Here is a 16,813-nt window from a genome sequence, read left to right as displayed (position 1 = left end):
GCGAGACTGTGTAAAATTTAGACACTCACAGCAAAATCATATTTAAACAGTTGCATTTAATATTTTTGAGGCACTTTGTCGTGGCTATTGGAAAACGTGAGTGCAGCGATTAAGGTGAGCTCTCTCTACATGAAGACAGGAAGTCCGGTGTCGCAACAAGAACTCAACCAAATGGGCAGTGCCAAAGTTTTTCTCATCGAAAAAGATGGCGTCCAAGTAATAGAAAAACGTAACCCTACTCAAATAGAAGTGGCGTTTTATCAACGCTATGCCGAGCAGTTTAACGCGCTTGGAATACACGTACCGCGCTTGATTCAACTCGACGACCAGAAAAACGTTCTGTACATTGAATACGTTCCCCACGCAGTCGAGCAAGCATTCTTACTTGAAGATGATCGAGTCATTGAACAACTCGTCAAACTGCACCGACTTCCACCAACATCAGATGGTGTTTATCACCGCCACCAGTGGACACCACAAGCGACTCAACAAGCACTCGCAACACTTAAACTGGGCTCAGAGACAGAACAGTTCTTCCACCAGCTACAACAACGATCGGCGCACCTTTTCGATGGGCAGAACTTGATCTCCGGAGACACCAATGCAGGAAACTGGGGACAGCGCCAAAATGGCGAGCTGGTGCTGTTCGACTGGGAGCGCTTTTCTACAGGGCATGTCGCGATAGATTTAGCGCCGCTCATCGAGGGCATGGGCACATTTGATGATTACTTGAACGTAGCAGACAAATATATAAAGTGCGCAGAGAAAGGTGAAACAACAGAATTGGCGCGCGATATCGGACTAGCAAAAGCGTGGATCGTTGTCGAGGTAGTCAACATACTGGTCTCCAGAGAGAATCCGCAGACCAGCAAGTATTTGGACTGGTTTCGGCAAACCTTGCCGCAATGGGCCAAAAGCCTTAACGCTCAGGTGATGAGTTAGGCTCTGAGATTTGATATAAACGCCTTTCAGGTTCTGCGCATGAGGTTTCGCAGTTGCATACTTTATCAACACCGACGTTGTTTAAACCGCCGCAACTTCCTTGAATGCGCTTGTTGTGAAAAATGACGCCAAGTGACATCAACAAAATGATTGCGAGAAAACCAAGAAAGGTAAATAACCAAACCATATTAACCTGCCTTATTAGCCATCGACTCTAGCTTAAGTATAGCAGGGCTAGATGTTGCTTTGAGTAGCGCCTTAGGTCTTGCCAACAAGGAGGGTTTTGATTTTTGGCCACCACAACCACAGGAGCCGCAGCCGCCTTTTTGTTTGTGAACACTTTTCTTATGATTGTTTGATGGGCGTCCTTGAGAGGGCTCAATCAAAGGCTCTCTTGGAACCGCAAGCACATCTTCCAAGGAACTACGAGTAGACAGCCTAAATACTGGCGTGCCACTGCTAAGTAGCTTTGCCAATACACGTTCACCGATATTTCGCACAAGAACAGCATCCACATTGTACCCTTGTAGAGACTGAATCAACTGAGACTTCGCATTACAACCCGCTTGTGGCATAGAAGCTATGTTCGCTAAGTTTTTTAGCATACCGTCAGTATCAGAATAAATAGCAATGTATGGTGCTTTTACAAAGTGGTTTGCCACCCGCTCACCATCATTAGGAATAGCATAAATCATAAGTTTGACTCCTCATTCGGAAAAACTAATGCATGACCTTCAACTAAACTTTTTGCGACTTTCAATCTTGCACTTTTTACTGTGTTACCAAAAGTTTGTCTAGAAACGCCCATCTGCTCCGCAGCTTGCTGCTGGCTAAGCCCCTCTAAGTCGGCTAAACGTAGCGCTTCTAACTCTTCTGGTAATATGGCGACTTGCTCCAACTGATTAAATGGAATGCCATTGGGCTTAAAGCAATGGTGAGCCGCACGTCCGCATATTCGTCTTTCTATCTTTGGTCTTGCCATCATTGTCCCTCAAAAACACAGAGTCAAATTACGCCTTAAACTGGCATATGCCAATAACATTTTTAGCATATGCCAATAAACTAAGTTTGCAAAAATCAACACGACAAATACGTAATACATCAGCATTAATTAGACATCTAATAATTTAGGAATTTTGATGACAAACGAACAAAAAGATCAATTCTAATTAACCGGATAATAAAAACGTTAGTTTGCGCAGATTTTTCATACAAATACACGCTAATGTGTTCATTTTATTGAAGAAGAAAAACTATAATCCAAGCAAATCATTAGTTTGAACACTAATGATTGTTTTATTTAAAGGATGTATACCTAAGGAACGAAAAAGAGAAGTTTGACGACATTGGCCTGAGCTTAAAGGGTAATACTTTCGATACAGAACCTGTCGAACGACCATTACTTGGCCTAGATGCCCTACTCTTCTTGCCAAATTAAGTTTCTTGAAAGCGCTTAGGTATATCAGAAAAAGGAAGTACATATGTCTGACTCAAATTGGCTCAGCGAATTCCCGGAAATGGATGCCTCTGATCTCAGGGCGATTCGCAAAACACTCGACGGCGCCTACAGAGATTTCTCTCGCGAGTATGGTGAACTCATTGAGTCTCTGTTTGATCCGCTCCTGGCGTTTCTTGTCTGGTTTGAAAAGCTTCTGATTTCTACACCTTGGTTCATTATTTTAGGTGTCTGCACCACTCTCGTTTATGCCGCTAGCCGCTCTTGGAAACTGGCCGCTGCATGTTTTGGTTCGCTGATTCTGATTGGCTATTTTGGAATGTGGGAAGACACTATGCGCACGCTCAGTATCATCACTGTATGTACTATGCTTGCCATCGCAATTGGTATCCCTATCGGCATTGCTATGGCGCGCTCTAATCGCATTCAGTCGGTGGTAACACCATTACTCGACGTCATGCAGACCATGCCAGCATTTGTGTATCTCATTCCAGTTGTGATGTTATTGGGCATCGGGAAAATTCCTGGCCTTATCGCAGTAGTGATCTACGCGATTCCACCGGTTATTCGTTTAACCAATTTGGGCATTCGTCTAGTTGATAAAGAAGTATTGGAAGCCGCAACCGCATTTGGTGCCAGCACTCGGCAACGGCTTTTTGGAGTTCAGCTTCCGCTTGCAATGCCAACCATCATGGCGGGAATTAACCAAACGATCATGATGGCACTGTCAATGGTGGTCATCGCATCAATGATTGGGGTAAAAGGTTTAGGTCAGCCTGTTCTAAAGTCTATTACCAATCAATATTTCACTCTTGGTCTTCTCAATGGTTTAGCAATTGTCGCCCTAGCAATCCTTTTTGATCGTGCTTCACAAGCGTATGCGAAACGCACTCAAGCTCATTTAAGAGATTCAAAACATGACTAGTCCACTTATCGAAATCAGCGGTCTTTATAAAATCTTCGGTACCAGACCCAATAGCGTGATTGAGCGCGTTAAGTTGGGACATAGTAAAGAGCAGGTTTTAGCGGAAACGGGCCACACGGTCGGACTAAAAGACATCAACCTGCAAATTCAAAAGGGTGAAATTTTTGTCATTATGGGATTATCCGGTTCTGGAAAATCCACCATGATTCGCCACTTCAATAGATTAATCGATCCAACCATGGGGCAGATCTTGGTAGAAGGGGTGGATGTCATGCAACTTTCTAACAAAGAACTTGAACAGTTTCGCCGTCACAAGATGTCTATGGTGTTCCAACGCTTTGGCTTGCTGCCTCATCGCACTGTTATCGACAACATCGCATATGGTTTGGAAGTTCAGGGAATGAGTAAAGAGGAGCGCTTAGAAAAAGCAAATGAATGGTTAGAAACCGTTGGACTGACGGGTTATGAGCACCAGTATCCTGCTCAACTATCGGGTGGACAGCAACAGCGTGTGGGCCTTGCACGGGCACTGGCTACCGACGCCGAAATACTGTTGATGGACGAGGCTTTCTCAGCATTGGACCCTCTGATTCGGAGCGAAATGCAAGATCAGTTGGTAGAGCTGCAACAGAAGCTGCACAAAACCATTATTTTCATTACTCATGATTTAGATGAAGCGCTTCGACTTGGCGATCGCATCGCGATTCTTAAAGACGGTGAACTTGTCCAACAAGGTTCACCAGACGAAATTTTACTGCATCCTGCCGATGAGTACGTTGAAGCCTTTGTAAAAGACGTCAATAGAGCGCGAGCACTGACGGTCGAAACGCTGATGCAGCCACCTTCGTACTGTGTTCGCGCTGAAACCATTGAAGATGCGCTGAGTGAAATGAAACGTGTTAAACGTGATTATGCCTACCATGAGACCAATGCAGGCTATCAAGGCGTGATAACACAGCAAGGATTGCTAAACGCAGCGAAGTTAACTCACCTATCAGATTGGCGTGATGATATCTATGAAGAGGTGCCTATCATCTCTCCACATTTAGCCATTGAGCAAGTGCTGACTGAAGTCATGTCGTGTGAACATTCACTGCCCGTCATCGATGAGCACGGCCATTTGAAAGGCGAATTAAATCGTCAGGTTATTGCGGAGCTGTTTTCTGATCAACGAAGCACAAAACGAGGCACTTCACACTCAAGCTTCAATAACGTTTCTTAGATGATGTTGATAATACAGCTCACAACAATGTGAGCTGTTATCAATTAACTCGCTCACAATCCCCTTTTAGATATTTGTCTGTGGGCTCAAGCTTGATACCCAAAGCAACATTTACATTGTTCTGATTTTCCTGACAATTTCATGCTCATATCCGGTTTTATTGACATAGTTAGATCATTCTATTGCTTTTTGATGACGCAAATCCTCGATAAATGTCTACTATTACTCTCATACAAAATCTTGATTTAAAGAGGGATAAAATGAAAAAGACAATGTTGGCACTAACAGGCGCGGTAATCATTCTTGCAGGCTGTCAAGATGAGAAACCTGCCGAAACAAGCGCAGTTGAAGTACCTCAGGCAACGGAAACTGAAGTCACCACCAGTGCAGACGTTACGACTGAGACAATTGACACGTTACCAGTAGAAGAAGAACAGGTAATTACTGAAGAGACATTTGTAGACTCTGAACACAACGCACAAAGTGCTCTGGACTGGAACGGCACCTACAAAGGAACACTACCTTGCGCGGATTGTGCTGGTATCGATATGACCATCACACTAAATCAAGATGGCACTTACGTACTTGAAGAAAGCTACCAAGACAAAGAAGACGGTCAATCAAAATCTGAAGGTCAATTCACTTGGGACGCAAATGGCAGCATCGTAACGTTGACAAATGAAGATGCACCAAACCAATACTTTGTTGGTGAAAACGTACTTATGAAGCTAGACATGAATGGCGAAAAAGTAACGGGTGACCTAGCACCACTATACAACTTAACGAAACAGTAAGAAGCTAGTATCAATACCTGATAAATACCCAAAATCCGAGCCACCCCAGCTCGGATTTTTTCGCTGTTTTAACGAAAGCTATTCCAGCAACCTTTCTATTCTGAAGCAACATTCTGCTTCTTACCCTGATTGTTCATTACATTTCCATACGCTTTGCCGATAGATGCTTACAACGTCATTTTGTACAGTGTTCAAAACAAAACAGAACAACTCGGAAAAATGATGAAAAAAACATTAATTGCACTACTTACTCTGACAGCTGCTGGCTCAGCTTTCGCTGGCGATACTTACATTCGTAACGGTAACATCTACAACAACGAAGGCGGTTGGAACGTAGAAGCTGGTGTGGCTCAAGGCAGCGATCTTTTCAAAGATCAAAAGCATAATACAGCACCAATTCTCAACGGTGGTTACCATGGTGACGACTTTAATGCCGACCTAAGTGGCATTAACTACCGCTTCTTCGGTAACACCAATGAGTTAATCAACATGAGTGCCTACCTTGTAGGTAGCGGTGTAATGCGCGACGGTGATACAGCGAAAAGCCTGAAAGGCACAGATAAACGCCGTTTCGCCGTCGATCTAGGTTTAAACGCAGACTTTACACTGGATCAAAACAACGTCATTTCTACATACCTTCAGCACGATATCAGCGGTGCTTACAAAGGTTACTTAGCGGGCGCGACTTACTTCCACATAATGAAATTCGGTAGTGTTGATTTTGTTCCTTTTGCTAACCTAACTTATCAAAGTGAAGACTACGTAGATTACTACTTTGGTGTAAAACAACGCGAAGCAAACGCAAACCGCAAAGCATACAAAGGTGATTCAACGGTAAGCTATGGTGTGGGCTACAAACTTGTTATGCCAATCAACGACAACTGGCAAGTAAGCCAAATGACACAATACACGCGCCTAGGCAGCGGTATCAGCGACTCTTCTATCGTTGATAGTGCAAACCAATGGGTTGTTGGCGCAAGTGTGTCGTACAACTTCTAATCCGACACGCCCTTATAAAGCCATCATTTCGATGGCTTTATGCGTTGGACATTTGCATCATCTTGCACACAGACGTTAGTGTGAATGAGCAATCCATAACCTATGTAAGTCGCTATAGCCTGTATTCTTCACCTGCACACCTCGCACTTGCTGTGTTTTTGTCACTTCTTCGTAGCCAACAAACAAAGGCAAATATAGGTACTGATCGCGCAGCGCTTTCTCTAGGTTTAATAAAGACTGCAGCGAGTGATCATCAGCCATCGCCCTGCGAACCTTTTCTCTGTGGCTTAACATCTGGCTTTGATCAAAACTAAAACGCAGTCCAGTTGCTATCGACAGCCATTCGAAGATGCCATATTCAAATGGTGCTTCCATGACTTCCTCAATGAAGAGCAAATCTGCTTGGTGAGACACTACCTCAGGAAAACTAATGTCATCAATAACGACGATCTCCAACTCCAATCCCGTCGCACGAATCACACTGTGCAACCATTCGGAATGACGAATTAAACTCGGTATCGTCCAGACAGGTTCAGCTAATACCACTTTACCTTTCAGTTTAGGTATCACACCACCATCTGTTATTGATAAATCTTGCTCATGAGTCTCTAACTGAATGCTGTCAACGGCACTTGGCGCATCATAAATTCGCTTTTGCACATGGATGTAATCAGCGAGTTGATACCAAGTCTCTTTTGTGAGTTGGGATTCCGCGCGTTCGCGGTAGGTCAGATATGAAAATGCGCTAATTTTTTCCACTTCAACGTGATCGGAGCTTTGGTTAAAGCTCAACATATTTAAGGTTTTAACATCACCATGAGACAGCGTTATTTGATCTAACAATGCGCGTGCTGAAAAATACTCTTTGTGCGCTTCAAGAGTCATACTCTCCTGGTTCCAGCCGCTGATTTTAAATGGCCCAGTCCCTATGTGGTAGGAATAACTAGAACCGAAAGAGACGACATCTCGACACAGAATAGACGCATGAGGAGTTGCTAGCATGTATGGAAACAACTTGTTCGGATACTTCAATATGATTTTTAAGCAGTTAGATGTTTCTGCAACCACGCTATCAATGCATTGCCAGAGCTCGTGAACTGGTCCTTTTATCTCCCTGAGTCTTTCTATACTCCAAACCACATCCTGTATATTAAGGGGCTCGCCATCATGGCGATATATGCCTGGCCGCAACCATAACGTCATTACCTTGCCTTCCATTTTCCATTCGTGTGCTAACGATGGCTCGATACCACCATTGGAATTTTGGGTCAGCAATACGTCATAAACGCTTTTCGCGACGTGTAATTCAGTGTGACGGTAAGTATTCGCAGGGTCGATTTTGGATACCCAAGGGTAAGAAGAAATCAAAATAGCGTTATTTGATTCGTTCAATCGATTCACTTTTTCAGAAGCGATAGTCAGTGCTCTAACCGCGGTTTGACCGAACCAATCAATAAGTTTCGTTATTGAGTTCATTCTTCCTCTGCCAAGCTCCTCAACCAAAAACTCGGTCATCGCTTGTTGGAGGGAAATATTAATACTGAGACGGCTAGCGTTACTTCGGCCAATCGCAGGTTGCCAATCGACCCAATCGTAAGTGGCAAGCTTTTTCATCACAATAGAAACATTGCGCCTCGACGTGCAAATCACCGCTTCTAGCTCAGAAAGCGTAACAAGGTGATACTGGTGAGGTTCAAAGTGCTTTAACAGTAGATCCAGATACCTAAGATTGACATCGTTCACAAAGATTCCTAAGAGTTATTCCAAAGCAAAAAAATAGCACAGGACGCTTAGCAACTAAACTTCCTGTGCTATATCTAAACAAATTCAAAGCTTGGACTCAGCTCGACCAACAGAAGTCAAAAACGTTTACTAAGCCAAGAGGTAACTTGAATAAGTATTCTTAGAAACGGTAGCTCATACCTACAGAGAATACATTGATGTCTGCATCAACCGTTACTTTTTCATTGCCAAATTTCGCAATGTCTAGCTCAGGCATCATGTATTCCCATTCAACTTGTAGAGCAAAGTTTTCAGTAATAGCGAACTCTGCACCTAAACCGTACATGCCTGTTACAGTGCTGTCAGAAATGGTGGTATGGCCTGCGCTACCGTCAATCACAGAGTTGCTAATTTTGAATTCAGCATTGAAGTAAGAAAGACCAGCTTTAGCAAAAAGGTTGAAACGATCGCCAATCGGTAGAGTCGCTTTTGGCTGAATCGATAGATACTTCATATCACCAACAGTAACAACTTTGCCGTCTAAAGCATCGTAGCCACCAATGGCTGCTTCTAGAGAAATGTATTCGTTGAATTTGTAACCACCGAATACTTTGCCTGAAAGGCTTGAGTCATCTTCAAGTTTAAGTTTAGTGCTAGCGTTAGTACCACCACCATTGATAGAGCCATTAACATCACCAAACGATGCTTGACCTACAGATGCACCAACGTAAGGAGCTGCGTTTGCAACAGAACATGTTGCTAGAAGGGCTGTCATTAGCCATGTTTTTTTAAACATTGTATTTCACTGCCTGTTAATTATTGAGGTTATGTTTTGCCCATCCTTAAGCATGCCATGCTATCCATTTCACTTGGTTTCAAAACCAAGTGGATGTTAATGAATAAAAACTCAATAAAACATGAAATATTTAGACACAACTTTGCCACTTTCTTTCTTAATTTTGACAATTTAGTCATTTCACAAGCATTGCTGCTTCAACCAGTTAGTGAGTTTGATGATTTCCGCTTGCTTGGCTCGACTCTTTTTATGAATAAAATAAAAGCTGTCGCCGGTTTCCAATCCATGAGAAGGGATGTACACCAAATCGTGCGCTTTATCTCTTTCATTGAGCATAAAATCATTCGCAAATGCGATGCCTTGGTCATAACGCGCCGCCTCTATTGCCAACAACATATGACTAAAATGTTGAACATCGACATCTTTCGGCAAGGTGTAACCGCCCGCTCTGCACCACTCTGCCCAATCTTTTCCTCTCTCTCGATAAATTGAGTCTGTCGACAAAATAGGGTATCGCCAAAGCGCTTCTGGAATCGGTTGATCTTGCAACTCTTTCCAAATTTTATGGCTGCAGACCGGATACAACGTCTCCGCGTATAACTTTACCGACATGTAGTTTCGCTTTGGCTTCTCTACCGTGATAAAACAATCGCCAACGCTGTCTGTCTGTTCAGGATCACCAACGACCATATTGAGTGTCAGATCGATTTCTGGATGTAGGCGCTTAAAATCAGACAAACGCGGAATAAGCCACTTTACGGCGAGCGAGCTATAAATCGCCAACCGTATGCTGCCTTTGTCCCCTTCTCGCACCTTTTGGCTGGCCATCGCAATTGAGCTAATTGCTGGGCTAATATCCTCTAAATAGCGGGTGCCCGTATCGGACAAAGAGAGCTTTCTGCCTTGGCGGATAAATAATGATTCACCCAAGTAATCTTCTAATAATCGTATCTGGTGGCTAACGGCACTTTGCGTCACATTGAGTTCTTCAGCAGCAAGCGAAAAGCTAGAGTTTCTGGCAACAGATTCAAAACAGTGAACCGCTCTGAGTGGTGGCAATTTCATTATCTAAAAATCTCATACTTAAACTAATAAATATCACTTCACTTCATCCTATGACATCACCTACTCTTTGGCAAAGAAAGAGGAGAGGAAAAAGTGAAAGTTACATCGGTCGGAGCAGCGATGCTGCTATTAATTGTTGGAAATCTCATTGCGGTGCTTTCGGACTCTTTAATTAAAAGTGTCGGAAATGAAGTGCCTATTTTTCAATTTGTCTTTTTCCGACAAATATCAGCGGTGCTTTTCCTGCTGCCAGTCTACCTGCTAACAAAAAATGCGCCTTTTCTTGAAGGGTTTAAGTGGCATGCTGTTCGCGCTCACGTATGGTTACTTGGTGCAATATTCATGGTTTTGGCGATCTCATCTTTACCGCTCGCAACTGCGAACGCGATCTTTTACGCCGCGCCATTGATCATGTTGCCGCTTGCAGCAATCTTTTTTGGAGAACAGTTGTCTAAGCAATCGGTCGCCGCAGCGATAATGGGCTTTGCCGGTGTATTGGTCATCATTCGTCCAGACCAAATCGATTGGGCAGCCATTTCAGCTTTAGTTGTTGCAATTACTTTAGCAATCAATAACTTGCTCATTCGAAAACTGCCAAAAAATCAGTCTGTGATGCAAACGTTATTGATGACAAACTTGGCAGGTATTCCAGTAGCCTTCTTGCTTGTTCTGATCGAAGCAGAACCTTGGGACTGGAGTGCTTTCCCTGTTGCTGCTGGCTCAAGTTTGTTCATCATGATTTATGCAGCAACATGTGTCATCGCTTACCGCTCGATCGATAGCAACAAAATTGCCAGCGCTGAATACAGTGGCTTAATTGGTGCCGTGTTTGTGGGATTGATTTGGTTTGGAGAAGTGCCAGACATATTTATGGCAATAGGAACCATTATGATTGTTGTGCCTCTGGTTTGGCTTTCTAAACGAGAGCGTCGCAAGAAAAAGTTGCAAGAGCAACAAGAAGCGCACGTTACTTAAAGTTGTGCTCTAACCCAAAGACTAAAAAACCGAGCCGTAAGTGCTCGGTTTTTTTATGTGGCTCTAATCGGTTTTTACGTAAGCGACTACGTGAGATAAAAACTGCCTTGCAAAGCGATCATTAAACCGGATGCGATATTCATGCTCGGCTTCCGACACTAGACGCCAGCCTTCAGCAAAGTATTCTTTGATATCATCAACCGCCTCTTCTTTATTTTTGATGTGTTTCGCGTTCCACTGATAAGTGCAAGAGACAACGATCAGCCCACCCACCTTGGTGGTTTTTTTTAGAGCATTGATCACGCTAAGTGGCGACTCACATTGATCAATCACATTTAAACATACGACTAAATCAAAGCGAGATTGGAGAGTATCGAGCTCAAAAGGCTGGTTAATTAGCGTCAAATCAACATGAGCACATTTCTGTACGATATCTCTATTCTCAACCTCTAAAGTGTTTAAGGTGTTCACATCGTGAAGGTAAGTAAGCTCGACGCGTTGTTCTTCTATTAACAGTTGCTTCAAGCCATCCATTAACCTATTTGAAGGCTCCACAAGCGTCGCTTCTTTAAGGTTAGGTAAGCGTTGCACTAGCTCATAATAATTTCTTCCCAGCGCCGCCCCAACCTCAAGTAGGGAATACGGCTGAACGCTGCTTCCGATTACCACTTGCGCAATAAAATCAGCAACTTGGGAGCAGTGAGGTGATGACAAAAAAGAAAGTGGGACTTGTTTTGAGCGACTGGTTATCATCTCAATCTGTTGCTCCTCAATGAACTTGTCGAACCATTGCGCCTCGAAATAACCAGCCAAACCGTGCTCGGTCAGGTAAAAATCTTCCATGTTTTTTCCGTTCGTACTTTAAGAAAAGTGATTGTATCGAACGCGGAAATTAACGGGTATTTCTGGCCGCACATTCCAATGGGAAAACAGATGAAAACGCCGCTTATGTGAAAAAGCCCTTTCATCTCAAAGATAAAAGGGCTTGTTAATCGCTTCGGTTAAGTCGCTAACTATTGTGGTAGAACAACGTTACCATCTTGAATTGGGAACGTTTTTGTCGCTGGCTTGCTCGCCAAACGAACCGTCGTTGGTGCACCTGAAACTTCGTAAGTGACGTCGTAACCCACTACTTTATCAGATGTCGTATATTCTGTATGACACTGTTTTTTCGTCGTTGTTACTACATCACCTTTTTGCACATTTTCCTGGATCTTACGACCTGTCAGTGCACCAGCAATCGTACCAGCTGCAGTTGCAATCACTTTACCTGAGCCACCACCGATTTGGTTGCCCAGCGCTGCTCCAGCTGCTGCGCCACCAACCGTACCAATAATTTTATTGTCATCCGCAGGGGCAACTTGCTCGGTTACTACCACGTCTTTACATACTTGGTGCGGCTTTTTCACCGTTTCAGTCACCGCTTCAACCAAAGTAATGTTTGCTTGAGTTGGAGCTGGTGGCGTTTTGTCTTTACAGCCTGCTAGTACAGCAACAACTGCCGTTGCAATTGCGATAGATTTCATATTCATGATTTACATCCCAGTATGGTTTGCTTTGATGAGCGTTATGGTAAATCGCAAAAGGGAAATCACATCAGACGAAAACAAACCCTCTGTCATTAACAAGTAAAGAAACACTGTTTTATAAAAGATACGTCAAGAAACACTCAGCAACGTGTCAACAGAGCTAAAACTGTATCACTACTGATTATGATTGGGCTGAACTAGTCTATGAGATTTATTTTTAAGCCAAGCTCAAAAATAGTTCGTCATCCGTTAAATACTTATGACGGTGGCTTAGATTACGCACGTGCATAAACATAAAATCAGGGAAACCAGGCGCTATAATGTTATTTGGTTCCCAGCATACACCGCCAACAAACACATATCGCCCCTGCTTGTCATCTTCGTGAAGGGGGTTATTAAGAGGAGAAGAAAACTCTGCTCGGCAACCTTCAACCACACAAACAATTTGTCCTTTAAAAAGGCCAATCACGCGCTTTACAAGATTTGCCTTGATACCACACTTCCATGCTTGGCGAGTAGCCATCTCATAGCCATATTTTCGGATCGCTTTCTTTTGCAAATGTACTACTAGGTTCATTTTGACTCCTGATTCAAGCAACTACGTGAAGCCCAAAGCCATAAAAGCAGATAGACGTCTATACCCGAGTGAGCTCATGGTACGTGGGAATAAACTACGTGATTAGACTGAGTTTAGTGTCGGATGAGATACACCGTCCACGATGCTGTAACGTATCGATTTACACCAATCAAAGGCAGATAACACATCAACTTTTGAGTGCTTTCCTGCGCTGTATCTGGTTACTTCTGTATATTACTATAACGAAATCACCCTCCACGTTTACCTATATAAATTTGTCGTAACGATAGAGGGTGCTTATCAAGGAGAGAGGATAACGCCTACACGTCGATGAGATAATTTTGACCTTCAGTTTCTAAACGATCAATCATTTTACGACACTCATTTAAATCAAGAGGTTGTTCAAAGCGGCGCTTGAGATTCATCAAAAAGAAGATATCTTCACACATGGCTTTCTCAGGTTCGTCACTGATTTTGGCGACCGGTGAACCATTGCACGTGACCATTTTTATCACGATAGAAAGTGGCTGGTAGGCGTCACCATCTTTATTGACATAATCACCCATATCATTGGCAAGAAAAGTACCGATACCAAAACTCACCTGAATACGTCCTTGGAAATACTCGCAAATATCTAACGCTTGTTCGAAGTTAAGTCCGTCGGTAAACACCAGTGTTTTTGTTAATGGGTCTATATTCAGCGACTGGTAGTGTGCAATCATTTTTTCACCCCAGCTATAAGGGCAACCACTATCGTGACGTACACCGAAGTACGCGTTACTTAGTTCTTCATCAAAGTCTTTAAGGAAAGCATCGATACCAATCGTATCGGTTAACGCAATACCTAGTGCACCATTAAACATTTTTTGCCAACGTTGCAACGCCACTTTTTGCGAATCTCGCACATTCACCAGAGCTTGGTGTCCCATAAACCATTCATGAGCAACCGTGCCGATAGGCGTCAAGTTTAGCTCTTTTGCTAAGTGATAGTTGCTTGTTCCTGTCAAACATTCCGGCACTTCCTGGCACAAATATTCCAGCATAGTGCGCTGAGCTTGAAAGGAAAAACGTCGACGCGTCGACATGTCAGAAAATTTAAAGTTAGTAATGTTACGACGTTTTAGTTCCGACTTTAGGTGTCGAACTTTCTCTTCTAAAACAGTGGTAAATTGCGCAACAGGGATATCTGACCAACGCTGACGGCTACGAACTTCAGACACGATGCTCATGATGATCGTTTCGTACAAGATGGTGTCTCGCCACAAACCGTTAATGGTAATTCTTAACTGGCTTGAGCCATCAGCCATGGCTTTGTTATGGAAAGAGACATCGCTTTGTGGGTTGAAACGGAAATGGCGCAGTGCATCAACAAAGTCAGGATTCAGGTAAGGCGCGACACGCTTAATATATTCAATTTCTTCTTGCGTAAATTGAATATCTTGCAGTTTAAGGACTTCGGCTTTTACCTCGGGCAAAAGCTCAGAGAGGTCTTCCTCACTGCGCACGATAAACTTATATGACACCATCGCATCAGGGTAAAGCGCTGTTACAGCGCTCATCATATTGACTTTGTAGACATCGAAATCCAAAGCACTTTGAATGATGCGGGAAGAAAATAGTTTGGTGGTCATTAGGTGCCCTTCTACATGCCCTTCCTGGGTATATAACTTTTTGTTACTAACTAATTTGCGTAAACAATAAACACCCATCTATAGTTTGTCAACTTTTGTTACTAACCACTCATTTTTATAAGGTTTTTTTGTCTAGAATTCGAGCAAGCATTGTGAATAAGTCAGAGTCATCCGTAAATTTATGCTCAAACCGTATTACGAACACTACCAAAAACGTTTCTAACAACTCGTTACTTACCCATTGATTGACCACTTGTTATGCGCTAGATTACTTACAAATCAATATTAGGACCCAACCATGATCGTATCTGTCGACATTATTCCATTCAGGCTATCTGGCTGTGCCGATAAGGGATTGGAAGTGTTGTTGATTAAACGTTCAAATCCAAATCGGCCATACCATGGAGTCTGGGCACTACCGGGCGGATTTGTCTTTGATAAAGACTTAACCAGTGAAGGCGGACGCCCGGCCGATGAAAACTTTGAAGCGGCGCGTCGCCGAATTTGCCGTGAGAAAATCCATACCTACCCTCGCCATTTTAGCGAAGCGTTTATCGACGGTGATCCAAAACGCGATCCAGAAGACTGGAGCTTAAACATTACGCACTACGCCTTAGTTGATCGTAACAATGTAGAGCAAATAAATAATGCAGGTGTACCGGAATGCCAACTTAAATGGTTTTCGCTACAGGCTATTCTCAATGGAGAAGAGACTCTCGCATTTGATCATCAAAAAACCATTGAAAAAGCGTGGCAAAAGCTTCGTGCATCCATTGAATACACATCGGTTCTTTTGTTTGCATTAGACAAAGAGTTTTTGGTTGCGGACATCATTTCTGCTTATCAAGAGTTTGGTATTGATATCAGCCGAATGACGATTAAGCGCCGCTTGATAGATTCAGGCGTACTAAAACCCACTAATAAAGTCGCTTCAACCAACAAAGGCAAAGGTGGAAAACCCGCAATGGTATATACGCTGACTAGCGACGAAGTAACCTTTTTTCAAAACTGTTTGCGTGGATAAACGCAGACAATCAGACAGACAAGGAGTCTGCCATGACTGTTCGAGTAAACTATCAAACTACAGCAGTGATCGACGTTGATCCAGAGAAAGGCTTTAGTGAGTTATGTCCAGATGAACTGCCCGTTGCAGGTGCGTTGGAAATCGTACCGGAACTTTTGAACAATCATGCCAAAGGCCGATTAAAACTGGTCAGTCGTGACTTACACCCACCAAAAGCAAAGTGGGATGCAGAATCGCCATCCAATATGCTTGAGCCCGTTGGTTTACCGAATGTGGATATAAAGTGGAACCGTCACTGTGTGCTTGGCACAACAGGTTCTGAGCTGCTAGATGGCTTACCACCCGTGTTGGACTATGATTTTCAAGTTAATAAAGGTATGGATCCTGACGCACACCCTTACGGTATTTTTTTCCATGATATTGCCGACACCAAAACGACAGGCGCGCATGAATTTCTAAAGTTCAACGGGATTGATACCTTAGTTATCGGTGGCCTTGCCTTAGACTTTTGCGTGAAAAAATCCGTCATGCAAGCGCTGGAACTTGGCTACAATGTGGTAGTTAATCTTGCTTCAACTCGTGCGGTGCTGCCTGATAATGTAGAGAATGTGCTGACAGAGCTCAGAGATAATGGCGCATTATTTGTCGAAAAAGCGGACGACATCATCGTAGAAAAGTTCGCCTAGAAACGATAGTAACCGAGAAGGATTTCACCATGCATCAACATGAAAAATTGAATTACGTTGAATTTGGTTCCACTAATGTCAGTGCGACCAAACAATTTTTTGAGCGTGCTTTTGACTGGAGCTTTACCGATTATGGTCCAGAATATTCTGCATTTTCAGGACAAGGGTTGGATGGCGGATTCTTCAAATCTGAGTTTATAAACCAAACCGCAAATGGTGGCGCACTTTTAGTATTTTATAGCTCAGACATTCAGGCCACTCAGACAAAAGTAGAGCTGCATGGTGGAAAAGTTATCCGCCCTATTTTCGAATTCCCCGGCGGCTGTCGATTCCACTTCACTGAACCGAGTGGAAATGAATTCGCAGTATGGTCAGAGAGCCATTAAGTCATCACAAATCAACAACACACCATCAACGTGAGCCCAAGCTAGCCAGATCCGGAACTGGCATTACATTTCTGGTTGACCTCA

The 16,813-nt window shown here is 43.3% G+C and carries 19 protein-coding genes; 9 read left to right on the top strand and 10 right to left on the bottom strand.

Going from position 1 to position 16,813, the window contains the following annotated elements; translation table 11 throughout:
• The first annotated feature begins 129 nt into the window (after window positions 1–129).
• Window positions 130–942: an aminoglycoside phosphotransferase family protein gene (locus tag R8269_RS00870; protein WP_262649082.1), complete on the top strand. Its 813-nt coding sequence runs from the start codon at window positions 130–132 to the stop codon at window positions 940–942.
• Here R8269_RS00870 and nqrM read toward each other — a convergent pair.
• Genes nqrM through R8269_RS00855 form a run of 3 tightly spaced genes read right to left on the bottom strand, consistent with a single transcriptional unit; the run spans window position 920 to window position 1,924 of the window.
• Entirely contained in the window at window positions 920–1,129 is a 210-nt protein-coding gene (nqrM, locus tag R8269_RS00865) for a (Na+)-NQR maturation NqrM (RefSeq protein ID WP_017635136.1), read from the bottom strand. The genes R8269_RS00870 and nqrM overlap by 23 nt on opposite strands.
• 1 nt (window position 1,130) lies before the next feature.
• Window positions 1,131–1,637, bottom strand: coding sequence for a NifB/NifX family molybdenum-iron cluster-binding protein (locus R8269_RS00860; protein WP_005387209.1), 507 nt, complete (start codon window positions 1,635–1,637; stop codon window positions 1,131–1,133).
• Window positions 1,634–1,924 carry a DUF134 domain-containing protein gene (locus R8269_RS00855; RefSeq protein ID WP_005373924.1) on the bottom strand — a complete coding sequence of 97 codons (291 nt, stop codon included), beginning with the start codon at window positions 1,922–1,924 and terminating at the stop codon, window positions 1,634–1,636. Before R8269_RS00855 ends, R8269_RS00860 begins: the two co-directional genes overlap by 4 nt.
• A 499-nt stretch (window positions 1,925–2,423) precedes the next feature.
• Between R8269_RS00855 and R8269_RS00850 the strand changes: the two genes are divergently transcribed.
• The 4 genes from R8269_RS00850 (at window position 2,424) to ompV (ending at window position 6,338) form a co-directional block, all read left to right on the top strand.
• Window positions 2,424–3,323, top strand: coding sequence for an ABC transporter permease (locus tag R8269_RS00850; RefSeq protein ID WP_053349335.1), 900 nt, complete (start codon window positions 2,424–2,426; stop codon window positions 3,321–3,323).
• Window positions 3,316–4,545, top strand: a complete 1,230-nt coding sequence (locus R8269_RS00845; RefSeq protein WP_258478789.1) for a quaternary amine ABC transporter ATP-binding protein — start codon at window positions 3,316–3,318, stop codon at window positions 4,543–4,545. The genes R8269_RS00850 and R8269_RS00845 overlap by 8 nt, the downstream gene beginning before the upstream one ends.
• Before the next feature lie 260 nt (window positions 4,546–4,805).
• A complete protein-coding gene (locus R8269_RS00840; protein WP_005373930.1) occupies window positions 4,806–5,339 on the top strand; it encodes a copper resistance protein NlpE in 534 nt (177 codons plus the stop codon).
• A gap of 222 nt (window positions 5,340–5,561) precedes the next feature.
• Window positions 5,562–6,338 carry an outer membrane protein OmpV gene (gene ompV / locus R8269_RS00835; protein ID WP_017635134.1) on the top strand — a complete coding sequence of 259 codons (777 nt, stop codon included), beginning with the start codon at window positions 5,562–5,564 and terminating at the stop codon, window positions 6,336–6,338.
• A 75-nt stretch (window positions 6,339–6,413) separates the two neighbouring features.
• On the opposite strand, the gene R8269_RS00830 is transcribed toward ompV, so the two are convergent.
• The 3 genes from R8269_RS00830 to R8269_RS00820 all read right to left on the bottom strand — a co-directional run bounded on the left by R8269_RS00830 (window position 6,414) and on the right by R8269_RS00820 (window position 9,921).
• On the bottom strand, window positions 6,414–8,081 hold the full coding sequence (locus R8269_RS00830; RefSeq protein WP_213905986.1) for an ABC transporter substrate-binding protein: 1,668 nt from the start codon (window positions 8,079–8,081) through the stop codon (window positions 6,414–6,416).
• Between the two features lie 160 nt (window positions 8,082–8,241).
• Complete coding sequence (locus R8269_RS00825) at window positions 8,242–8,856, bottom strand: outer membrane beta-barrel protein (RefSeq protein ID WP_005373936.1); 615 nt, start codon at window positions 8,854–8,856, stop codon at window positions 8,242–8,244.
• Between the two features lie 180 nt (window positions 8,857–9,036).
• Window positions 9,037–9,921, bottom strand: a complete 885-nt coding sequence (locus R8269_RS00820) for a LysR family transcriptional regulator (protein WP_005387224.1) — start codon at window positions 9,919–9,921, stop codon at window positions 9,037–9,039.
• Between the two features lie 93 nt (window positions 9,922–10,014).
• Between R8269_RS00820 and R8269_RS00815 the strand changes: the two genes are divergently transcribed.
• Entirely contained in the window at window positions 10,015–10,896 is an 882-nt protein-coding gene (locus R8269_RS00815) for a DMT family transporter (protein WP_005373940.1), read from the top strand.
• A 63-nt stretch (window positions 10,897–10,959) separates the two neighbouring features.
• On the opposite strand, the gene R8269_RS00810 is transcribed toward R8269_RS00815, so the two are convergent.
• The 4 genes from R8269_RS00810 to pncB form a co-directional block, all read right to left on the bottom strand.
• Window positions 10,960–11,739 carry a methyltransferase domain-containing protein gene (locus R8269_RS00810; protein WP_213879730.1) on the bottom strand — a complete coding sequence of 260 codons (780 nt, stop codon included), beginning with the start codon at window positions 11,737–11,739 and terminating at the stop codon, window positions 10,960–10,962.
• Between the two features lie 170 nt (window positions 11,740–11,909).
• Window positions 11,910–12,428: a glycine zipper 2TM domain-containing protein gene (locus tag R8269_RS00805; protein WP_005373945.1), complete on the bottom strand. Its 519-nt coding sequence runs from the start codon at window positions 12,426–12,428 to the stop codon at window positions 11,910–11,912.
• Window positions 12,429–12,642: 214 nt separating this feature from the next.
• On the bottom strand, window positions 12,643–13,002 hold the full coding sequence (locus R8269_RS00800; RefSeq protein WP_005373947.1) for a hypothetical protein: 360 nt from the start codon (window positions 13,000–13,002) through the stop codon (window positions 12,643–12,645).
• Between the two features lie 320 nt (window positions 13,003–13,322).
• Window positions 13,323–14,633: a nicotinate phosphoribosyltransferase gene (gene pncB, locus R8269_RS00795; RefSeq protein WP_025998656.1), complete on the bottom strand. Its 1,311-nt coding sequence runs from the start codon at window positions 14,631–14,633 to the stop codon at window positions 13,323–13,325.
• Between the two features lie 298 nt (window positions 14,634–14,931).
• Between pncB and R8269_RS00790 the strand changes: the two genes are divergently transcribed.
• From R8269_RS00790 to R8269_RS00780, 3 genes are read left to right on the top strand one after another with little or no spacing between them, the layout of a single operon-like run.
• Entirely contained in the window at window positions 14,932–15,657 is a 726-nt protein-coding gene (locus tag R8269_RS00790; RefSeq protein ID WP_005373953.1) for an NUDIX domain-containing protein, read from the top strand.
• Between the two features lie 32 nt (window positions 15,658–15,689).
• The gene (locus R8269_RS00785; RefSeq protein WP_053307171.1) at window positions 15,690–16,343 is read left to right on the top strand and encodes an isochorismatase family protein; all 654 of its coding nucleotides are present in this window, start codon (window positions 15,690–15,692) and stop codon (window positions 16,341–16,343) included.
• A gap of 29 nt (window positions 16,344–16,372) precedes the next feature.
• The gene (locus R8269_RS00780) at window positions 16,373–16,729 is read left to right on the top strand and encodes a VOC family protein (RefSeq protein ID WP_025768007.1); all 357 of its coding nucleotides are present in this window, start codon (window positions 16,373–16,375) and stop codon (window positions 16,727–16,729) included.
• Window positions 16,730–16,813 lie beyond the last annotated feature (84 nt).

The sequence above is a fragment of the Vibrio sp. Vb0667 genome (assembly GCF_033391095.1).
This window is presented reverse-complemented; position numbering and strand designations above follow the sequence as displayed.

What these genes read in the sequence shown, in the direction of transcription:
- R8269_RS00785 (WP_053307171.1), top strand. Translation starts at nt 15,690, where the DNA reads ATGACTGTTCGAGTAAACTATCAAACTACAGCAGTGATCGACGTTGAT.
- R8269_RS00810 (WP_213879730.1), bottom strand. Translation starts at nt 11,739, where the DNA reads ATGGAAGATTTTTACCTGACCGAGCACGGTTTGGCTGGTTATTTCGAG.
- R8269_RS00860 (WP_005387209.1), bottom strand. Translation starts at nt 1,637, where the DNA reads ATGATTTATGCTATTCCTAATGATGGTGAGCGGGTGGCAAACCACTTT.
- ompV (WP_017635134.1), top strand. Translation starts at nt 5,562, where the DNA reads ATGAAAAAAACATTAATTGCACTACTTACTCTGACAGCTGCTGGCTCA.
- nqrM (WP_017635136.1), bottom strand. Translation starts at nt 1,129, where the DNA reads ATGGTTTGGTTATTTACCTTTCTTGGTTTTCTCGCAATCATTTTGTTG.
- R8269_RS00800 (WP_005373947.1), bottom strand. Translation starts at nt 13,002, where the DNA reads ATGAACCTAGTAGTACATTTGCAAAAGAAAGCGATCCGAAAATATGGC.
- R8269_RS00780 (WP_025768007.1), top strand. Translation starts at nt 16,373, where the DNA reads ATGCATCAACATGAAAAATTGAATTACGTTGAATTTGGTTCCACTAAT.
- R8269_RS00790 (WP_005373953.1), top strand. Translation starts at nt 14,932, where the DNA reads ATGATCGTATCTGTCGACATTATTCCATTCAGGCTATCTGGCTGTGCC.
- R8269_RS00805 (WP_005373945.1), bottom strand. Translation starts at nt 12,428, where the DNA reads ATGAATATGAAATCTATCGCAATTGCAACGGCAGTTGTTGCTGTACTA.
- R8269_RS00820 (WP_005387224.1), bottom strand. Translation starts at nt 9,921, where the DNA reads ATGAAATTGCCACCACTCAGAGCGGTTCACTGTTTTGAATCTGTTGCC.
- R8269_RS00870 (WP_262649082.1), top strand. Translation starts at nt 130, where the DNA reads ATGAAGACAGGAAGTCCGGTGTCGCAACAAGAACTCAACCAAATGGGC.
- R8269_RS00850 (WP_053349335.1), top strand. Translation starts at nt 2,424, where the DNA reads ATGTCTGACTCAAATTGGCTCAGCGAATTCCCGGAAATGGATGCCTCT.
- R8269_RS00855 (WP_005373924.1), bottom strand. Translation starts at nt 1,924, where the DNA reads ATGGCAAGACCAAAGATAGAAAGACGAATATGCGGACGTGCGGCTCAC.
- R8269_RS00840 (WP_005373930.1), top strand. Translation starts at nt 4,806, where the DNA reads ATGAAAAAGACAATGTTGGCACTAACAGGCGCGGTAATCATTCTTGCA.
- R8269_RS00845 (WP_258478789.1), top strand. Translation starts at nt 3,316, where the DNA reads ATGACTAGTCCACTTATCGAAATCAGCGGTCTTTATAAAATCTTCGGT.
- R8269_RS00825 (WP_005373936.1), bottom strand. Translation starts at nt 8,856, where the DNA reads ATGTTTAAAAAAACATGGCTAATGACAGCCCTTCTAGCAACATGTTCT.
- pncB (WP_025998656.1), bottom strand. Translation starts at nt 14,633, where the DNA reads ATGACCACCAAACTATTTTCTTCCCGCATCATTCAAAGTGCTTTGGAT.